Source organism: Pseudonocardia zijingensis, from assembly GCF_042657305.1.
GTDB classification, from domain to species: domain Bacteria; phylum Actinomycetota; class Actinomycetes; order Mycobacteriales; family Pseudonocardiaceae; genus Pseudonocardia; species Pseudonocardia zijingensis.
Genome location: NZ_JBHSKO010000001.1, coordinates 237,038 through 253,088 on the forward strand (window position 1 = coordinate 237,038; position 16,051 = coordinate 253,088).

Below are 16,051 nucleotides of genomic sequence, written 5' to 3' on the forward strand. Positions count from 1 at the left end.
ACTCGCGTACTCCGATCACTGGTAGGGGCTGGGGTTCAGTCGTCGACAGAGGCGCTGTCGGCGGCGCTCTCGCGGGACTCGCTGTTGTGCGGCGGCGGCGGCGCCGCGGCGTCGTCGACCTGTTCGACAGCAGCGCATGCCGCGTGCACAGCGGCGGCGGTTTCGTCGGGGTCTTCCTGCGCGGCGGCTCCCCCGTCGTGCCGGGGCAGATTGGCCCAGGCGGGCGGCTCGAAACGGTCCGGGTCGTCGTCGGTGCCTGGATCTTGGCCGTACGCGTATGCGGCATCACGCGCGCGGCTGCGCAGCGTGTCCGGCGGAACCTCGACCTCTCCTGAGAGCCGTTCGGCCAGATCGGCTGCGCGCGCAGCCCACCGATCGGGCAGGTCGTTCCGTGGGTTGCCGTCGTTGCCGTACGCGACGACGTAGCTTCGGTACTCGGTGGCGCAGAGCGCTCGCCACAGCTGCTCCGCCGTCTTGTGGTTGTCGGAGTCGTTGGGGTCGGTCCGGTATGTGGCCGCGACGTCAGCGGCGGCGTGGGCGTGATACGGCCAGTCCGCTGCCTGGTCAAGGTCAGCGCCCGCGGTCTTGTCGACGCCCTCGTACCAGTCCGTCCACTCGGGGTTCTCGCGCAGCTCGGGGTGCTCGCGGAGGTGCTGCAGCAGCGCCCGCTCCGCAGCGTCGCTCGGCGCGGGGTAGACCCCCTCGGGGAAGTCGTCCATGCCGTACCGGTCGTCGTAGAACCCAAGAGGCGTGTTCTCGAGCGTCATCTGGCGGAAGTACTCGGCCTGCAGCTCCTGAGCCTTGGCCTGCGCGGGGGATGGGGGACCGAGGTACTCGCCGTTGGGGCCGTAGTGATCGGCCGGGGGCTCGGTCAGGCCGGGGCCCTGCATGGCGTCGTCGTCGAAGAGGCCGTCGAGCTCGGCGAGGTGGTAGTCGCGGACGTTGGGGTCGGAATGGCCGGCCATCAGCTCGTGGTGGTCCTGGATGACCGTGCCGCGCACCGCGGTCTGGTCGTCGGACGATGCCCGGCTGGCGTTGTTCTGCCGAGGCAGCTCGGAGGCCTGCAGGCGCTCGCGCCAGTTGTGGAACGGGTTCGCGAGCCAGTCGCGGAGTGCCATGGCGGGTTCCTCTCTTCGGAGTTGTTGATCACCTTGGGATCGTGATGCCACGGTGTGATCGGGCGGTTGTGCTTGTGGATGATCTAGAGATGTGGATCTTGAAGTGAGTGGATCTTGTGCTGAGATGGATCTTGAACGGGCTAGCTAGTGATCACTGGGTGGTGCGTTCCTCGACGTCAGAGGTGCCTGTCGGTGCCTGACGTGTCCGTCCTCGACGGATCTGGACCCCTGCTGCGCGGAGGACCTGGAGGACCTCGGAGGCCGTGTAGCCGTGCGTGCGGCCGATCCCGGCCGCGGAGCAGCCGTCCGCGTAGAGCCGTGTGACCTCGGCGGGGTCGAGCGGCGCCCGGTCGCGCCGGCGCGACGCCCATGCCGCCCGCCGGTGGTCCGCCGCGCATATCGGCTCGTATCGCTGCACGTCAGCGCTGTATCGGCGCCCGGTAGCCCGGTCAGTCAGCTCGCGCGCGTCCCCGCCCGGATAGCCCCATGCCACCGCCGCCGCCCCGCACCCGCAGGTGTGCGCCCGCGCCGGCCCGCGCGCCGCCCGCACCCGCCGCAGCGCGGCGTCGTAGCTGGGGTCCCCGGCGCGCGGGAACCGGCGCCGACGGGTGCGGGTAGTCCTGCCGGTCACGCGTACGCCCCCCGGTGCTGCTGCTCGGCTTCGTACTGGTCCGCCTGGCTCACTTGCTGGGGTGTGGGCTCGGGCGGGAGCCCGGCGATCACACACGCGTCGGCGACGTACTCGGCGTGAATCGCGAGTGGGGCCGCCACCGGGCGCGGCGCCCGGTCGCTCCCGCGGGTGTGGCGGGAGAGCTCGCAGTCCCCGATCGCCTCCCGCGCCCGCTTCACCACGCCCGGGCGGTAGCGGTCGTGCCAGTCCGCCGCCCGGGTCCAGGTGGCGGTGCGCCCGGTGTAGGCCTCCCGGTGGAGGTTCCGCAGCGCCCACAGTTCTTCGATGACCGGCGGGTGCCACAGCCAGCAGGACGGGAGCTGCACGCCCTCGTAGCGGAGGTACACGGCCTCCACCCACTCGACGAGGTCGGCGAGCAGCTCCCGCGCCGCTCCCGCGTCGGCGATCTGCAGCCACGCCCGCGAGTGGGTGGGTGCGTCGTCGTCGCTCCCGCTCCCGCTCACCGTGCCGGCGAGCTTGGTGAGGGAGGTGGCGAGCTGGTTGATCAGGGCGTCGTGATGTCCCGCCTTCTCTCCCACTGCTCCCACCTGGGTGGCGAGCGCCTCGATGGCGCGTTCGAGGCGGTCGAGGGTGCGGGGGATGTCGAGCCCGTCGTCGTCGCTCATGCGCGGGTGTCTCCTCGTGGGTGGTGGGCGCGGGCGGGTGTCACGGGCGGGAGGCGCCTACCGGCTCCCGGGTGGGCGCGGGTGCGGGTGCAGGTGCGGCCACACCGACGGGTGCGGGAGCGGGAGCGGGTGCGGTGTTGCTCCCACCCGCGGGAGCGGGTGCAGCCGGGAGCGGGTGCGCGGCGGGTGCGGGAGTGGGAGTGGGTGCGGGAGTGGGAGTGGGCGTCTTCTCCCACCCGCCCGCGGGAGCGGGAGCGGGAGTCGCCACCCGGGAGCGGGCGCGATCCAGCACCCGCCACCACCACGGCCGCCGGACGTCCCGCCGCTCCCACACCATCTGCACCCGGCCGACCGCGGGAGGCATCCCGCTGCGGAACACCACCGCGTGGCCCCGCGGGAGATTCGCCAGCTGCGCCACCGACAGCACCGGTGCCTTGCGGACGGAGCGGGAGGTGACCTTCCCGTCCCTTCCGTAGGTCTTGACGACCTCGTCGCGGTCGCCGGCGAGCTTCGACCAGAATTCCAGGTCCCCGTTGCTCGCCGCGTCCTTGTTGCCGCCGAGGTACATCAGGGCGGGGCTGTTGTTGAGGATCTTCGCGGCGCCGGTGGGGCCGTAGCGGTCGAGGAGGTCAGCGCGGGACTGGAGCGCGGGGCAGATGATGATTCCCGAGCCCCCGAAGTCGCCGGTCCAGTCAGCCAGCGGCACGGGCACGGTGCGGGCGGCCTCGTCGAGGAACAGCGCGAGCGGCGGGTCGAGTCGGCCTCCCGGCTGCAGTGCCGCGATGCGGCGTGCCTCCCGGGCGACGTAGCCGGTGAACGCTGCGAGGAGGGGGGCGGTGTGGGCCTCGTTCCGCCCCAACATGTAGACGGTGCCACGCTCGCGCAGGAGCTTCTCGACGTCGAACGGTTCCCCGTCGCCGGTGGCGGCCTGGACGGCTGTGGGCGAGGTGAGCCACTGCAGCGCGGGCATGATCGAGCTGGTGATCGAGCTGCGGGTCTTGTCGTTGGTCTCGCAGAACTGGGTGATGTCCTGCACGTAGGCGGGTGACGCGGACTTCCGCAGGAGCGACGTGATCTGCCGCTGTGACTTCTTGGGGTCGGCGACCCAGGAGAGGAGAACGCTCGGGTGCAGACCGCCGAGCGCGGCGGCGTGCAGGAGCGCGGCGAGGACCCGGCGGGCCTGCCCCTGCCAGTAGGCACGGTCGCCGCTGCCCTCCGCCTCGGGGATCATGTCCGCGGCGCGGTAGGTCGGTGTCGTGGGGTCGGTGCACCCGGTGAGCGGGTCGAACCGCAGCGTGGACTTGAGGTCGCCGAGTCCAGCGGGGTTGAAGACGTAGACGGGGCCGAGCTGCTCGCGGTGGGTGCGGGTGTGGTTGAGCAGGTCGAGCCGGGTGGAGGTGATGAGCGCGGCGCCGGGGTGGTCGATGATGGCTCCGGCGATCCATCCGGTCTTGCCGGTGCCCGTGCCACCGAAGACCGTGACGACGTCCCGGAACGACGCGTAGAGCCGGATGCCGCCCACCGTGGCGAGCCGGACCGCGACCTCGGCCATCTTGACGCGGCGGCGGTCGCGGAGGCTGAGCCCGGCCATAGACGGGCGGAGTACTGGGAGGGTGCGGCGCATCGCCCACGCGGAGCCGATGCGGACGACGTCGAGGGTGGTGGCGACGCCGGCGGTGCGGCGGGTGCGGTTGCCCCAGCGGGTGACGACCGCGGAGGTGCGGCCCCGGCGCAGCAGCCACACCCACGCAGCCGCGATCGCGGCGGCGACGGTGACGGCCTGGGCGTAGAAGGGGGCGTTGGCGAGTGCGACAGCGGTGCCTGCGGCGGCGGCGAGTGCGAGGCACGCGGCGACGGTGCGGGCGCGGCGGTGCCACGCGATAACCGCGCCGGCGGCGAGCGCGACGAGGACGACGATCAGGGCGAGCACGGTCATCGGGTCACCTCGGAGGTGGTGCGGTGGGCGTCGATCCACTTGCGGGCGGTGTCCTCGGAGACGCCGCACTGGCGGGCGAGCTCACGGCGGCCGATACCGCCTGCGGCGATGAGCTGCAGCGCCTTGGGGGTGGGGGCCGGTGTGTTCACGCGCCGGCTGGTGGTGCGGCGTCGCGGCTGGCGGCGGGGCTTCGCGTCTGCGGGCTCGTCGACGGTCGTCGACACCTCGACCTCGCGGACGGTCGCGGGCGGCGCGGTCTTCCGCAGCTGGGCGACGCCGTGGTCGTCGACCTGCTCAGGGTCGGGCACGTCGATCGGGGACACCATGTTCGCGGCGGCCGCGGCCTGGTGCTGCTGCGCGTCGAGTCGCAGCAGGCTGGTCGCGAGCTGCTGCCAGGTGGCGGGCAGGTTGTCGTCGCGGCGCTGCCGTTCGAGCCGGTACGCCTCCCAGGCGATGCGCGGGTCGGTGATCCCGTGGTCGATGGAGTAGCGGCGAGCAAGCCAGGTGCGGAGCGGGAACGTCCGCCACCGCTCGGCGGAGAACACGGCTCCGCTGCTGTCGACTCTGCCTTCGCGGAGCAGTTGCAGCCGTTGCGCGCGGCGCGTGTGCAGGCCCCACAGCCACGGCCCGGACGCGGAGAACAGCGCGAACACCACGGCGCCCGCGGTCGGTGCGAGGTTCGGCCCGGAGAAGTGCGCGTAGTTCACGGCGGCGACGGCGAGCGCGATGGCGTAGGAGGCCCGGCGCAGGCGCGCGGCGGTGCCAGTCGCCTTGAGCAGGAGGGCGTCGTGGGCGTGCCAGGCGACGTACAGCGCGATCGACTCGACCGCGACGGCGGCACCGACGGCGACGAGTAGTCGCAGGAGGAACGGGGTGGTGGGGTCGCTGTAGTGGTCGAGGCCGTAGCCGATCTGCCCGTACATGGCGAACCCGGTGACGACGGCGAGCGGCGCGACCGGTCGCAGGCGGCGGCCGAGGTTCGCGATCGCGGCCGCGCGCTCGGCCCGACGTTCGGCGCGCTCCCGGCGGGCGAGGCGGCGCTGCTCGGCGCGGGCTGCTCGGCGGCGGCGGGCCTCGTCCTCGCGCGCGGCCCGGGCGGCCTGGGCTTCGGTGAGGGCGGCGGCTCGCTCTTCGCGGCGCAGCTCGGCGAGCGCGCGCCGCCGCGCGAGCTTCGTGTCGGGCAGGTCGGTGATGGTCATGGCTTCCGTTCCGCGACGGCGGCGAGGTGGCGGCGGTGCTGCTTCACGAGCCGGGCTGCGGTGGTCTCGGCGACCTGTGGGGTGATGCCGGAGGTCGCGCACGGCGGGCACAAGGTCATGCAGGCCACGCCGAGCGCGCCGAACCGGACGAGGTGGACGCGCAGGCCGGGCCGGTTGGCGCCGCACGCCTCGCAGCGGAAGCCGGGGAGCCCGCAGCCGGTCGTGGTCATCGGGGCCACCCGGCGGGGGTGGGGGTGCGACGGCGTTCCCGCCGGGAGAGCTGGCCGTAGGCGACACGCGCCGCGATGTCGTCGAGCTCCTGGCAGGTGAACCGGCCGTGCTGGGTCATGGTGCGCAGGCAGTCGGGGCAGACATCGATCACGTCGACGGCGGTGCTGCGCTGGTCGACCGTGATGACCTCGTCGCCGGACGGCTGCTGGTCGGGTGCCGCCTGGGCGGACACCAGTTCGGGGGCGGTCACGACGCACCTCCGGTGGCTCGGTGGAACCGGTTGTCGGCGCGGCACAGGCCGCGGTGCTGGCCGTGCACGCAGCTCATGCAGTCGCAGGAGCACATGAAACGGAGGACGTGGCGGACGAGGCCGATGGCGGCGCTCATGACGCGCCCGCCCGGTCGGCGAGGGCGGCGCACCCGAGCAGGCGGGAGGCCAGCTCGATCGCCTCGGCGGGGGTGAGGAGCACGTCGGCGCGGATCGGGCCGCCGTCGGGCCACGTGGAGCCGCTGGTGTGGCGGACGTCGAGGGTGATGCCGCCGGGGCCGGGCAGGTGCCGGCCGTCGCGGGTGTGCTCGTCGTCGCGGACGACAGCGACCGTCACCTCGACGTCGTCGAGGACGGGGTGCAGGGCGAGCGGCTCGCTGGAGTGGCGCACGTCCGCGCCGGTGGTCGAGCAGATTCTCGGGTCGCACCAGGCGGGGTGCGACGTGGCTGGGCTGATGGGTGTCGACATGCCGTTCCTCCGAGGTAAGGGCTGGCGTGTCGGTCGCCCGCGGGGCTCAGGAGGTCGCAGCCACGGGCGACCGACTGCCCCAGTGTAGCCTAGTTTTCGCCTAGTTTGTGACTAGAATGTGCCTAGGTCGACTAGCGGAGGCTGGTGCGGGATGATGCTCGGAGCTGACACACGGCTATCAGGAGGTCACCGTGCGGCTGGAGATGCTGGCGAAGGACGAGAGCTCGGGACGCACTGGCTGCCCGAGCGTCTACATCGACGAGAACGGCTGGGCCGTCGTCCAGGGCCCGCAGGTCGAGGCCGACACCATGTCGAGCCTCGTGAACCTGCTGCCCGGCGAGACCGGCGTCCGGATCTCCCCGCAAGTCCTGGCCGCCGCCGTCGCGGCCTACCAGGCAAGGTGACGCGGCTCCTCCGGGGCGAGGAGTTCGACGCGAAGTTCGAGCAGTTCCGGTCCAGCGTGTTCCGGCTGGAGACGCTGCAGGTCTACCGCGGGTCCGGGGAGGACGACGCCATCGCGGCGTTCACCGCCGGACTCGCGGCCCCACCGGCGGACCCGGTGCAGGACGACTGGGAGGCGATGATCCGGGCGCACGTCCGCGCCGGCCGGGTGATGCGCCGAGTCCACGTCGTCACCGAGCCCGTCACCGACTACATGCAGTTCGAGCTGACGTGGGCCTACGCCCCGAACGCCGCAGCTGGCGAGGACATCCGGATCGTCCCCGTGCGCGGGGCCGACTGGCCGGCCGGGTTGCCGCGGCTCGACTTCTGGCTGTTCGACGACGCCGAGCTGTTCGTCGCGCATTACGCCCCCGACGGGACGTGGCTCGGCGTCGAGCCGGTCGACGACCCGGCCCGCGTCGCCACCGCGCGCCGCTGGCGGGACACCGCGCTGCAGCTCGCGATGCCGTGGCGCGACTACATCGCCGAGTGGCCAGAGTTGGCGGCCCGGATCCCGGCAGGCATCCGTGGCTGAGCAGGAGCTGTCGCCGCGGCGTGCTCGGCTCGCCGCGCGCCTTCGGGAGCTGCGCCTGCGCCGGTTCCGGTCCGGGTCGGAGTTCGCGCGGGCGATCGACTGGCAGCAGACGAAGGTGTCGCGGCTTGAGCGCGGCGCGCAGCTGCCTCGCGGACCCGAGGAACTGCAGGTGTGGGTGTCCGCGACCGGCGGCAGCGACGAGGACCTCGCCGAGCTGACCGACCTGCTCGCGCGCGCCCGCCTCGACTACCGCGCCTGGGGTGACGCCTGGCGCACCCCGGGCGGGATCGCCGCCACCCAGGACGACATCGCCGCGCTCGACGCGCAGGCCACCCGGATCGCCGAGTACCAGCCGGCGATGGTGCCGGGCCTCGTGCAGACGCCCGGCTATGCGCGGGAGGTGCTGTCCGTGGCGGGGGGCCCGGTGGTGCTGGGCGCCCGGGAGGACCAGATCGAGGAGCGCATCGCGGCGCAGGTGCGCCGGCAGGAGGTGCTCTACGCCCCGGGGAAGACGATCCAGCTGGTGATGGGTGAGGCGGCGCTGCGAACCCGGTTCGGGGAGCGGGCCACCCTCGTTGGGCAGCTCGACCGGCTCGTCGCGCTCGCGGGGCTCGCGAACGTGGAGATCGGGGTGCTGCGGTTCGACGTGCCGGCGCCGGTGCTGCCGCTGCATGGCTGGGCGATCAACGACTCGTCGGTCGTGTGGGTGGAGACGTTGACGGGAGAGCAGCGCCTCGACGACCCGGACGAGGTGGCGGCGTACGTGGCCGCGTTCGATGCGGCGCTCGCTGCTGCTGCCCGCGGGGACGAGGCCGTCGAGCTGATCCGCGCGCTGCTCTGAATGGCGAAGGCCCGGCTCCATGAGGAGCCGGGCCCTGGGTGGCCTGGTTCAGCCGTAGAGCTCGTCGACCAGGCGGCGGGTGACCTGCTGGGCGGTCATCTTGACGACGAGCTGGCTGTCGGTGTTGTAGGTGGCCTGGCCGCCGTAGGTGTGCACGGACAGGTCGAGGACCGCGCGGCCGAGGTCGGTGAGGGGCCCGTCGAGGTTGACGACGGAGGTGATGTAGCCGGCGGGGGCGGTGGTGGCGGAAGGCATGGCCTAACTATACACACGTGTGCCACACATGGAAGGGTTCGGGCGGCAGCCGTGTCGGGTGGCCACGCGATGATGACGGCGAGCACTTCCTCGACGCGCTCGTCACCGACGACGAGGCCGAGCAGGACCGGATCGTCGCCCACATCGTCAACGACTTCCACGAGGCCCGGGCGACGGATCGGGTGACCGGCGAGGTCGTGCACGCGGACGGCTCCGGCGAGACCTAGCTCTGCTCGCGCGATGACGTCGTGCCGCTGCGGGCTGCCTTGCGGGCGGCGGCGTTCGCGGCCTTGCACGTCTCGCAGGGCTCTGGTCCCTTCCCGGCGCGCCAGCGACGCAGCTCGCGGGCGTAGGCAGCGCGGGTGCCGTGCTCCGGGCCGGGCGCGCGCGGGGTCGACCCCTTGCGCACCCGTAGCTCCTTGATGGTCTCGGCGTGCGCAGCCTTGCACCGCTCGCATGGATCTTCGCGGAGCCGCCGGTGCCGCTGGTAGCCGCCGTCGGTGCCGTGCGCGGGGGTTGGTCGTGGCACGGGCCCTCCTGGGGTGTCGCGGCGGGGTCGGCGCCCGACCATACACGGGCGTGTCACGGGCTCGAGGTGGAGCGCAGGAGGCCCCGCCACCTCGGCGGGGCCCTGCCGGTCAGGGCGTCACGCGTAGCCGAGACGGCGCAGCTCCCGGGCCGGGTCGGCGATGCCGAGCAGGCGCGCGTCCTGCACAGCCTGAACGGAGCGCTCGATGAGCTGGCGGGTGAACTGCTCGGCCTCGCCGCGGTCGGTCCAGCGGCCCGGGCCGCCGTTGAACCGGATCATCGTGCCGACGGTCCGGGCGAAGCCGCGCTCGTGGGTGGGCTCGCCGGTGGCCGGGTCGAACAGCAGTCGCTCGGCCCGCTCGTAGGCCTCGGCCGCAGCCTTGAGGGTCGCGATCCGAGCGTTCTCGGCGGCCTTCGCGACCGCCCGGCCGCCACCCCGGATCGAGAGGGCGCGGGCGGCGCAGTCGGAGCCGTAGCGGACGCGGTCCTCGACGTTGCCGTCGGCGTCGAGGAGGGCGAGGACGACGGCCCGCTGCAGGTCCGAGCGGCCGCAGTCCTCGCAGACGTTGGTCTCGTCCGTCGTGCCGATGTAGCGGAAGGCGGGGGCGGGGGCCTCGGTCGTCGTCATGACCTGAACTATACACACATGTGCTACACGGGTGGAAGGGGGCGCCTACATCCCGCCGCTGGTGTCGAGGTCGCCGGCGACCAGGTCGACGCGCAGGCGCCGGTACACCGTCGGGTGCCGCCACCGCCCCTGCTCCCAGCACACGTCCGCGTCGACCTCGACGACGAGCAGCGGCTCCACCTGCGTGTAGGCGACCGGCTCCGGCGGGAGCTGCCCGAACCGCGACGACGAGATCCGCGCCGGCCACGGGTGACCGCCGCGCGGCGGCGCGAGCAGCGCGCCGAGCTCGACCCGCGCGGCCTGGGGCAGCGGCCTGGTGCGCCCGGCCACGCGCAGGCGCCCGCCCCCATCGGGCCGGCCGAGGACGAGGGCATGCGGCTCGTCGAGCGGGCCGAGCACGCCACCCACGACCGCGTCGACCGTCGCCCGGGTGCGCACCTTCTCCCACGACGTCCGCGACGGCCGGTACCCGCGGCGCACGTCCTTCACGACGACGCCCTCGATCCCCGCGGCGGCGTGCTCGGCGAGCCACGCCTGCGCGGCCGCGAGGTCCCGCGTGGCCGGGGTCAGCGCGAGCGGCGGCCGGGCGTCGCGGAGGAGCAGCTCGAGGTGCTCGCGGCGCGCCCAGTACGGCCGGCCTCGAAGGTCGACCCCGCCGGAGACGAGGACGTCGAACGCGACCAGCGTGGCGGGGGTGAGCTCGCCTCGACGGGCAGCGTGCGCGGCGGAGGGGTGGATGCGGCGCTGCAGCGCGGTGAAGTCGAGCCGCCCGCCGCGATAGATGCAGAGCTCGCCGTCGACGACGGTGCCGGGCGGGAGCTGCTCGACGAGCCCGGCGGCGACCTCGGGGAAGTAGCGGGTGAGCGGGCGCAGCTGCCGGGACTGCAGGAGCGCCCGCTCCGGGGTGCGGAACGCGAGGCAGCGGAACCCGTCCCACTTCGGCTCGAACGAGTAGAGCTCGGCCCGCTCCTCCGGCGGCAGCGCCGACGCTGGGCGAGCGGCCATGGGTCGGATCGGCGGCTGGAGCAGCGTGGCCGACCCGTTCACCGCCCGACGGTACGCACATCACAGCGCGCTGACCTGCGGCGGACCGGCTGTAGCGGCTACTCAGCGGCGTGGATCAGCCACAATGTCAGAGGAGCGGAGCACGATGCGGCCGTGCCTGACGAGACCTCCCACGAAGCCGCGCAGCCGCCGACCGTGCTCGACCGCCTGATCGCGGCGGGCATCGACCGCGCCCGCGCGCTGGCGTACCTGGAGGCGTCGGCCGTGTCCGTCGACGGCGAGCGGGTGAGCGACCCGGACCTGCCGGCTCCGCCGCCTGCGCGGCTCACGATCCAGGCCGGCTGACCGTAGAATCCCGGCCTGACCGCGCTTCCCCCGCGGGACCTCCATGAGGTCGTGTCGAGAGGGGAAGCTGTGTACTCCGAGATCAGCCGCGCCGGCTGCGTGGTCTTCGGCCGCGGCCCGCTGGGGAAGCCTGCCGCCTGTCAGCGCGCACCGACGCACGCCGGGCTCGTCTACTTCGAGCACCCGCGGCCCCGGGTGTGGCTTGCCTTCGCCTGCGAGGAGCACCACGGTGCGCTGGTCGGGGCCCGGCCGATGCTCGAGCGGGATCGGGTGGAGCTCGCGCGCCGGATGGAGGCTCGGCGCCGGGTCGCCGAGGAGGGGGCGCCGGTGGTGCCGCTGGAGCCGCTGGCGGTCGGCAGCGCGGCGAGGCGGCTCGTCGAGCGGGCCCGCGCGTGGGCCGAGCGTGACCCAGGTCGGTCGTCCACTGTGGACTCCCGAAGTGGGGCAGATGTGGGGCACGGAATCCCCGTGACACCTCGCAACACAGCGTCTCGTGAGACGGTAGACGGCTCGTGACCTGCGGGGCGCGCGTCTCGGATCCTCACGCGCTGTGAGCCCCCGAAGTGTGGATCGCTCTGTAAATCCGTCGGCTCAGCCTACGAAGGTTCGAATCCTTCACCCGCCACACCCGGGTGTTCGGCCCCCGACCAGGGGAACCTTGGTCGGGGGCCGTTCTCGTACGTCCGGTGGTATCCGGCCGGTCCGGGTGGGTGTCGCGGCCCTGCCGGGCGTCGAAATCGGGCGTGGAGCGCACGGTCGCGGGCGTAGCGTCGGCGACCGTGATCACGAACGCGGGAGACGACCCGGCGGACGGCTGGTTCCCCGAGAGCGTGGCTGCGGGCTACGACGCCCCGGGTGGTGCCAACGAGCCCGCGGTGGTGACGCCCGTGGTGGACGTCCTCGACGACCTGGCCGATGGCCCGGTGCTCGAGTTCGCCGTCGGGACGGGGCGGATCGCCGCGCCGCTGGCCGCCCGCGGCGTGCGCGTGAGCGGCATCGAGCTGAGCCGGGCGATGGCGGCGCGGATCGCGGGCAAACCGGGGGGCGCCGCGGTCGAGGTCACGATCGGCGACATGACGACGACGCGGGTGCCCGGTGAGTTCTCGCTGGTGTATCTGGTGTTCAACACGATCAGCAACGTCACCACGCAGGACGGGCAGGTCGACGTCTTCCGCAACGCAGCCGCGCACCTGCGGCCGGGCGGGCTGTTCCTGGTGGAGGTGGGCCTGCCGGACCTGCGTCGCCTACCGCCCGGGCAGGACACCGTCCCGTTCACGGTGGCGCCCGGCGCCCACGGCGGCGGTTATGTCGGGTTCGACCAGTACGACGTCGTCACGCAGCAGTTCACGTCGAACCACGTCACCGTGTCACCGGACGGGACCGGGCAGTTCCGTCGGATCCCCTTCCGGTATGCCTGGCCGGCCGAGATGGACCTCATGGCGCGCATCGCCGGGATGAGCCTGAAGTTCCGCTGGGCCGACTGGGACCGCTCGGGACTCACGGCCGGCAGCACCAGACACGTGTCGGTCTGGGAGACGGACCCGAGCGCAGCCTGACCGACCCCACGAACTCCCGGCCGCTCGGGCTGCCGGACGGGAGGGATGCGCGTACGGTCAGGGGCAGCGGGGAGGCCACGGGTTCGTCGGATGAGCTCGTGTGTTTCGCCTCAGCCCTCAGCGCTAGCTCGTCAGTCGACCTCCGACTCGGTGTTGTGGCTTCCCCGACAGCCAAGGACCCGTGTGGCAGGGTCGTCTTGGAGCTACACCATGAGCGACTTCTCCGCTCACCACCCCAGCACCTTCAGCCTCACGGTCACCGCGGCCGATTCGCCCACGGGTGACACCGTGGTCGTCGGCGTCACCGGCGAGTTGGACCGCTGCACCGCACCCGTCCTGACCGCGTGCCTGCGCCGGCTGCTCGGCTCCGCCGACGGCGCGGGCGTCGTCGTGGACCTCACGCAGACCGACTTCATCGACGTGGCCGGGCTGAACGCCCTGCTGGCCGCGGGCCGGCGCGCGAGCGAGAGCGGGCGCCCGCTCGGTCTCGTCGGCTGCTCCCCGCAGGTCGTGCGGCTCGTCCACCTCGCCCAGGCGGTCGACCTGTTCACGGTCGTCGCGGGTCGTGAGCAGCCGACCGGTCGTGTTCAGCCGGCGCCCAGCAGGGCCCACACGGACTTGCCGTGTGGCAGCTCGCGCACCCCCCACGCCCTGGACACGCCGGCCACCACCAGGAGGCCCCGGCCCCGGGCCGCGGACACGTCGATCCGGGGCGAGGTCGGGAGCGAGCACGGGTAACCGTCCTCCACCTCGATCCGCAGCCACGAGTCGGCGCCGTCGATCGTGACGACGCACGACGTGCCGGCGTGATCGACGACGTTCGCGACGAGTTCGGTGGCGACGAGCATCGCGTCCTCGCACATCTCGTCCTCCACGGTCCAGTCGTGGCACGCCTCGCGCACGAACTCCCGGGCGCTGCGGGCCGAGCCCGGAACGGGCTGGAGGGAACGGCTACGCATCCGCCTCCCCCAGGCTGTGCCGCAACTCCACGTGTCCCTCTACCCGGGGAGCCGGCAGCTCAACCCGCGTGATCACGAATTGTCGGAGGGCAGTCCTACGGTCCGGGTCATGAGCCTGCTCCCCGTGCCCCGGCCAGCCGATCTCGACGTCGTCCGCGAGTCCTACGACCGGGTGGCCGACAGCTACGTCGACATGGTGCAGACCACGGGTATCGGGGACGTCCGCACCCACCCGTGGCACCGGGCCGCGCTCGACGTGTTCGCCGACGCGGTGCACGGCCTGGGCCCCGTGCTCGACGTCGGCTGCGGGCCCGGCACGGTCACGGCCTACCTGGCCGGGTGCGGCCTCGACGTGTCGGGGGTCGACCTGTCGCCCCGCATGATCGAGCACGCCCGCCGGCTGTACCCGCACTGCAGGTTCGAGGTCGGCTCTTCCACCGAGCTCGACCTGGCCGAGGCGTCCCTGGGTGGCGTGCTGGGCTGGTGGTCGCTGTTCAACCTGCCCCGCGACGTCCTGCCGCACGTGCTGTCCTCGTTCACGCGGGCGCTGGTGCCGGACGGGCAGCTCATAGTGGCCACACACGTCGGCGAGGGTGACCTGGCGCGCACCGAGGCCTACGGAGGGGTCCCGGTCCGGTGGACCACCTACCGGTGGCAGTCGGAGCAGCTCGTGGAGCTGATCGAGAAGGCCGGGCTGCGGCCCACTGCAGAGCTCCGGCTCCCCGCCGAGGGCCCGGTCGGGCCCGGCGTGGTCGTCGTGGCCCGTCGGGAGGGCTGAGCCCGGGCGGTTCGCCGAGGTCGCAGGGGGCATAGGAGGTACCTATACCCCCTGCTGACATTTGGTCTTTGCTTCCCGTTCTTTTCCGGTCGTAGCCTGAATCCGTTCGACGCGCTGAAATTCGCAATCGAAAGGACTTGTGGCATGACCACGGTCGAAAACAGATCGGAATTGCGGGAACTCGCCGGGAGGCGGGCTCTCGTCACGGGTGGCACCCGGGGAATCGGGGCGGGCGTCGTGCGCCGGTTGCTGGACGCGGGCGCCCAGGTGCTCACCACCGCCCGGTCGGCGTCGAGCCCGGCGCCGGAGGGAGCCGCGTTCGTGGCGGCCGACGTGCAGACGTCGGCCGGGGCGGAGGCGGTCGCCGCCGCGGTGCAGGAGGAGCTCGGCGGGGTGGACGTGCTGGTCCACAACGCGGGTGGCGCGCAGGGGTACAAGTCCGGCCTCGCGATCCCCGACGAGGTCTGGCAGCACACGCTGGACCTGAACTTCCTGGCGGCGGTGCGGCTGAACGCGCTGCTGGCGCCGGGGATGCGCGACCGCGGCGCGGGGGCGATCGTGCACGTCTCCACGGCCGCGCTGTTCCCGCCGTCGCCGCCGTTCCTGCACTACCAGGCGGCGAAGGTGGCGCTGGAGGCCTACAGCCACGGGCTGGCCGCCGAGTTGGCGCCGTTCGGGGTGCGGGTCAACGTCGTGGCTCCCGGGCGCACCGCCACCCCGGGCGGCGAGGCCACCCGCGAGCACTGGGCGAGCCTGAACCTGACCGGGGGGATCGAGGCGGTCGCCACCCCTCCGCTGGGCCGCGAGGGCAGGCCGGAGGACATCGCGGACGCGGTGGCGTTCCTCGTGTCCGACCGCGCGAGCTGGATCACCGGGCAGTGCCTCGGCGTCGATGGCGGTGAGTTCCCCCGTGGGTGAGCCGGGTACCTACAGCGGCAAGAACGCGGTGATCACCGGCGGCGGCGCGGGCATGGGTTTCGCGCTGGCGAAGCTGCTGGTGGACGGCGGGGCCAGGGTGGTGATCACCGGGAGGTCCGAGGCCACGCTCGTCGCCGCGCGGCAGCTCGGCGACAACGCGCTGGCCGTGCTGGGCGACGTCTCGTCGGCGTCGGACCTGGAGGCGCTGGCCGACCGGGTGAAGGGCGAACTCGGCACGGTCGAGGCCCTGTTCGTGAACGCGGGCATCGCGGGCACCACGCCCTTCGAGTCGACCACCGAGCAGGTGTTCGACGAGATGTTCGCGATCAACGTCAAGGGCGCCTTCTTCACCGTGCAGAAGCTCGCCCCGCTGCTCAGCGCGGGTGCGGGAGTCGTGCTCACCACCTCGGCCGCGAACGTCCTCGGGATGATGGACACCAGTGTGTACGCGGCAGGCAAGGCGGCGCTGCGCTCGATGGCCCGCAGCTTCTCCCGCGAACTCCTTCCGCGCGGCATCCGGGTCAACGCGATCAGCCCGGGCCCCATCGACACCGGGATCCTGGAGAAGACGATGCCGGAGGAGGCCGCCGCGCAGTTCAAGGCTCAGGTGGTGGCGGACAACCCCATGCAGCGGTTCGGCACCGTCGACGAGTTCGCGCGTTCGGCCGCATTCCTCGCCTTCGACGCCACGTACACCACCGGTTCGGAATTCGCCCTCGACGGCGGCCGCACCCAGCTCTGAGAG

General features: G+C 73.0%; 21 protein-coding genes and 1 pseudogene. 10 read left to right on the plus strand and 12 right to left on the minus strand.

All coding sequences use genetic code 11. From position 1 onward, the window contains the following. Positions 1 to 35: 35 nt before the first annotated feature. The 7 genes from ACFPL3_RS01315 to ACFPL3_RS01345 form a co-directional block, all read right to left on the minus strand. Positions 36 to 1,118, minus strand: a complete 1,083-nt coding sequence (locus tag ACFPL3_RS01315; protein ID WP_343944868.1) for a hypothetical protein — start codon at positions 1,116 to 1,118, stop codon at positions 36 to 38. A gap of 627 nt (positions 1,119 to 1,745) precedes the next feature. After that, positions 1,746 to 2,414, minus strand: coding sequence for a hypothetical protein (locus ACFPL3_RS01320; protein WP_343944866.1), 669 nt, complete (start codon positions 2,412 to 2,414; stop codon positions 1,746 to 1,748). A gap of 40 nt (positions 2,415 to 2,454) precedes the next feature. Continuing rightward, complete coding sequence (locus ACFPL3_RS01325; RefSeq protein ID WP_343944864.1) at positions 2,455 to 4,350, minus strand: type IV secretory system conjugative DNA transfer family protein; 1,896 nt, start codon at positions 4,348 to 4,350, stop codon at positions 2,455 to 2,457. Beyond that, positions 4,347 to 5,549 (minus strand): hypothetical protein, encoded by a 1,203-nt coding sequence (locus tag ACFPL3_RS01330; protein ID WP_379588345.1) that lies wholly within the window; start codon positions 5,547 to 5,549, stop codon positions 4,347 to 4,349. Before ACFPL3_RS01330 ends, ACFPL3_RS01325 begins: the two co-directional genes overlap by 4 nt. Further along, entirely contained in the window at positions 5,546 to 5,779 is a 234-nt protein-coding gene (locus tag ACFPL3_RS01335) for a hypothetical protein (RefSeq protein ID WP_343941453.1), read from the minus strand. The genes ACFPL3_RS01330 and ACFPL3_RS01335 overlap by 4 nt, the downstream gene beginning before the upstream one ends. Then, on the minus strand, positions 5,776 to 6,030 hold the full coding sequence (locus ACFPL3_RS01340; protein ID WP_343941452.1) for a hypothetical protein: 255 nt from the start codon (positions 6,028 to 6,030) through the stop codon (positions 5,776 to 5,778). Before ACFPL3_RS01340 ends, ACFPL3_RS01335 begins: the two co-directional genes overlap by 4 nt. A 133-nt stretch (positions 6,031 to 6,163) precedes the next feature. Continuing rightward, positions 6,164 to 6,517, minus strand: a complete 354-nt coding sequence (locus tag ACFPL3_RS01345) for a hypothetical protein (protein WP_343941451.1) — start codon at positions 6,515 to 6,517, stop codon at positions 6,164 to 6,166. Between the two features lie 191 nt (positions 6,518 to 6,708). Between ACFPL3_RS01345 and ACFPL3_RS01350 the strand changes: the two genes are divergently transcribed. The 3 genes from ACFPL3_RS01350 to ACFPL3_RS01360 are packed head-to-tail and all read left to right on the plus strand — an operon-like array spanning position 6,709 to position 8,334. Beyond that, complete coding sequence (locus ACFPL3_RS01350) at positions 6,709 to 6,921, plus strand: hypothetical protein (protein WP_343941450.1); 213 nt, start codon at positions 6,709 to 6,711, stop codon at positions 6,919 to 6,921. Then, positions 6,918 to 7,493 carry a DUF6879 family protein gene (locus tag ACFPL3_RS01355; protein ID WP_343941449.1) on the plus strand — a complete coding sequence of 192 codons (576 nt, stop codon included), beginning with the start codon at positions 6,918 to 6,920 and terminating at the stop codon, positions 7,491 to 7,493. Before ACFPL3_RS01350 ends, ACFPL3_RS01355 begins: the two co-directional genes overlap by 4 nt. Next, a complete protein-coding gene (locus ACFPL3_RS01360) occupies positions 7,486 to 8,334 on the plus strand; it encodes a DUF5753 domain-containing protein (protein WP_343941448.1) in 849 nt (282 codons plus the stop codon). Before ACFPL3_RS01355 ends, ACFPL3_RS01360 begins: the two co-directional genes overlap by 8 nt. Before the next feature lie 48 nt (positions 8,335 to 8,382). Here the strand turns inward: ACFPL3_RS01360 and ACFPL3_RS01365 are convergent, their stop codons facing one another. Continuing rightward, the gene (locus ACFPL3_RS01365; protein WP_343941447.1) at positions 8,383 to 8,589 is read right to left on the minus strand and encodes a hypothetical protein; all 207 of its coding nucleotides are present in this window, start codon (positions 8,587 to 8,589) and stop codon (positions 8,383 to 8,385) included. Between the two features lie 17 nt (positions 8,590 to 8,606). On the opposite strand from ACFPL3_RS01365, the gene ACFPL3_RS01370 reads away from it, so the two are divergent. Further along, on the plus strand, positions 8,607 to 8,816 hold the full coding sequence (locus ACFPL3_RS01370) for a hypothetical protein (protein WP_343941446.1): 210 nt from the start codon (positions 8,607 to 8,609) through the stop codon (positions 8,814 to 8,816). Here ACFPL3_RS01370 and ACFPL3_RS01375 read toward each other — a convergent pair. From ACFPL3_RS01375 to ACFPL3_RS01385, 3 genes are all read right to left on the minus strand, one after another. Then, entirely contained in the window at positions 8,813 to 9,118 is a 306-nt protein-coding gene (locus ACFPL3_RS01375; RefSeq protein ID WP_343941445.1) for a hypothetical protein, read from the minus strand. The genes ACFPL3_RS01370 and ACFPL3_RS01375 overlap by 4 nt on opposite strands. A gap of 117 nt (positions 9,119 to 9,235) precedes the next feature. Further along, positions 9,236 to 9,745 carry a hypothetical protein gene (locus tag ACFPL3_RS01380; protein ID WP_343941444.1) on the minus strand — a complete coding sequence of 170 codons (510 nt, stop codon included), beginning with the start codon at positions 9,743 to 9,745 and terminating at the stop codon, positions 9,236 to 9,238. A 45-nt stretch (positions 9,746 to 9,790) separates the two neighbouring features. After that, positions 9,791 to 10,750 carry an ATP-dependent DNA ligase gene (locus ACFPL3_RS01385; protein ID WP_343941443.1) on the minus strand — a complete coding sequence of 320 codons (960 nt, stop codon included), beginning with the start codon at positions 10,748 to 10,750 and terminating at the stop codon, positions 9,791 to 9,793. A 153-nt stretch (positions 10,751 to 10,903) separates the two neighbouring features. On the opposite strand from ACFPL3_RS01385, the gene ACFPL3_RS01390 reads away from it, so the two are divergent. The 3 genes and pseudogenes from ACFPL3_RS01390 to ACFPL3_RS01400 form a co-directional block, all read left to right on the plus strand. After that, the gene (locus ACFPL3_RS01390) at positions 10,904 to 11,095 is read left to right on the plus strand and encodes a hypothetical protein (RefSeq protein ID WP_343941442.1); all 192 of its coding nucleotides are present in this window, start codon (positions 10,904 to 10,906) and stop codon (positions 11,093 to 11,095) included. A gap of 779 nt (positions 11,096 to 11,874) precedes the next feature. Beyond that, positions 11,875 to 12,651, plus strand: a complete 777-nt coding sequence (locus ACFPL3_RS01395; RefSeq protein ID WP_343941441.1) for a class I SAM-dependent DNA methyltransferase — start codon at positions 11,875 to 11,877, stop codon at positions 12,649 to 12,651. A 210-nt stretch (positions 12,652 to 12,861) separates the two neighbouring features. Next, positions 12,862 to 13,194: pseudogene (locus ACFPL3_RS01400) on the plus strand (STAS domain-containing protein); the annotation flags it as partial. A gap of 44 nt (positions 13,195 to 13,238) precedes the next feature. Here the strand turns inward: ACFPL3_RS01400 and ACFPL3_RS01405 are convergent. Further along, positions 13,239 to 13,610: an ATP-binding protein gene (locus tag ACFPL3_RS01405; protein ID WP_343941440.1), complete on the minus strand. Its 372-nt coding sequence runs from the start codon at positions 13,608 to 13,610 to the stop codon at positions 13,239 to 13,241. Positions 13,611 to 13,719: 109 nt separating this feature from the next. Here ACFPL3_RS01405 and ACFPL3_RS01410 point away from each other — a divergent pair, with 109 nt between their 5' ends. The 3 genes from ACFPL3_RS01410 (at position 13,720) to ACFPL3_RS01420 (ending at position 16,048) form a co-directional block, all read left to right on the plus strand. Continuing rightward, positions 13,720 to 14,388, plus strand: coding sequence for a class I SAM-dependent methyltransferase (locus tag ACFPL3_RS01410; RefSeq protein ID WP_343941439.1), 669 nt, complete (start codon positions 13,720 to 13,722; stop codon positions 14,386 to 14,388). Positions 14,389 to 14,532: 144 nt separating this feature from the next. Beyond that, the gene (locus ACFPL3_RS01415; protein ID WP_343941438.1) at positions 14,533 to 15,306 is read left to right on the plus strand and encodes an oxidoreductase; all 774 of its coding nucleotides are present in this window, start codon (positions 14,533 to 14,535) and stop codon (positions 15,304 to 15,306) included. After that, positions 15,299 to 16,048: an SDR family oxidoreductase gene (locus ACFPL3_RS01420; protein ID WP_343941437.1), complete on the plus strand. Its 750-nt coding sequence runs from the start codon at positions 15,299 to 15,301 to the stop codon at positions 16,046 to 16,048. Before ACFPL3_RS01415 ends, ACFPL3_RS01420 begins: the two co-directional genes overlap by 8 nt. Positions 16,049 to 16,051: the final 3 nt, after the last annotated feature.

Bases quoted from the DNA above. Each gene is read 5' to 3' on its own strand.
- ACFPL3_RS01380 (WP_343941444.1), bottom strand. From the start codon at position 9,745: ATGACGACGACCGAGGCCCCCGCCCCCGCCTTCCGCTACATCGGCACG.
- ACFPL3_RS01345 (WP_343941451.1), bottom strand. From the start codon at position 6,517: ATGTCGACACCCATCAGCCCAGCCACGTCGCACCCCGCCTGGTGCGAC.
- ACFPL3_RS01415 (WP_343941438.1), top strand. From the start codon at position 14,533: ATGACCACGGTCGAAAACAGATCGGAATTGCGGGAACTCGCCGGGAGG.
- ACFPL3_RS01325 (WP_343944864.1), bottom strand. From the start codon at position 4,350: ATGACCGTGCTCGCCCTGATCGTCGTCCTCGTCGCGCTCGCCGCCGGC.
- ACFPL3_RS01385 (WP_343941443.1), bottom strand. From the start codon at position 10,750: ATGGCCGCTCGCCCAGCGTCGGCGCTGCCGCCGGAGGAGCGGGCCGAG.
- ACFPL3_RS01335 (WP_343941453.1), bottom strand. From the start codon at position 5,779: ATGACCACGACCGGCTGCGGGCTCCCCGGCTTCCGCTGCGAGGCGTGC.
- ACFPL3_RS01365 (WP_343941447.1), bottom strand. From the start codon at position 8,589: ATGCCTTCCGCCACCACCGCCCCCGCCGGCTACATCACCTCCGTCGTC.
- ACFPL3_RS01315 (WP_343944868.1), bottom strand. From the start codon at position 1,118: ATGGCACTCCGCGACTGGCTCGCGAACCCGTTCCACAACTGGCGCGAG.
- ACFPL3_RS01405 (WP_343941440.1), bottom strand. From the start codon at position 13,610: ATGCGTAGCCGTTCCCTCCAGCCCGTTCCGGGCTCGGCCCGCAGCGCC.
- ACFPL3_RS01330 (WP_379588345.1), bottom strand. From the start codon at position 5,549: ATGACCATCACCGACCTGCCCGACACGAAGCTCGCGCGGCGGCGCGCG.
- ACFPL3_RS01320 (WP_343944866.1), bottom strand. From the start codon at position 2,414: ATGAGCGACGACGACGGGCTCGACATCCCCCGCACCCTCGACCGCCTC.
- ACFPL3_RS01410 (WP_343941439.1), top strand. From the start codon at position 13,720: ATGAGCCTGCTCCCCGTGCCCCGGCCAGCCGATCTCGACGTCGTCCGC.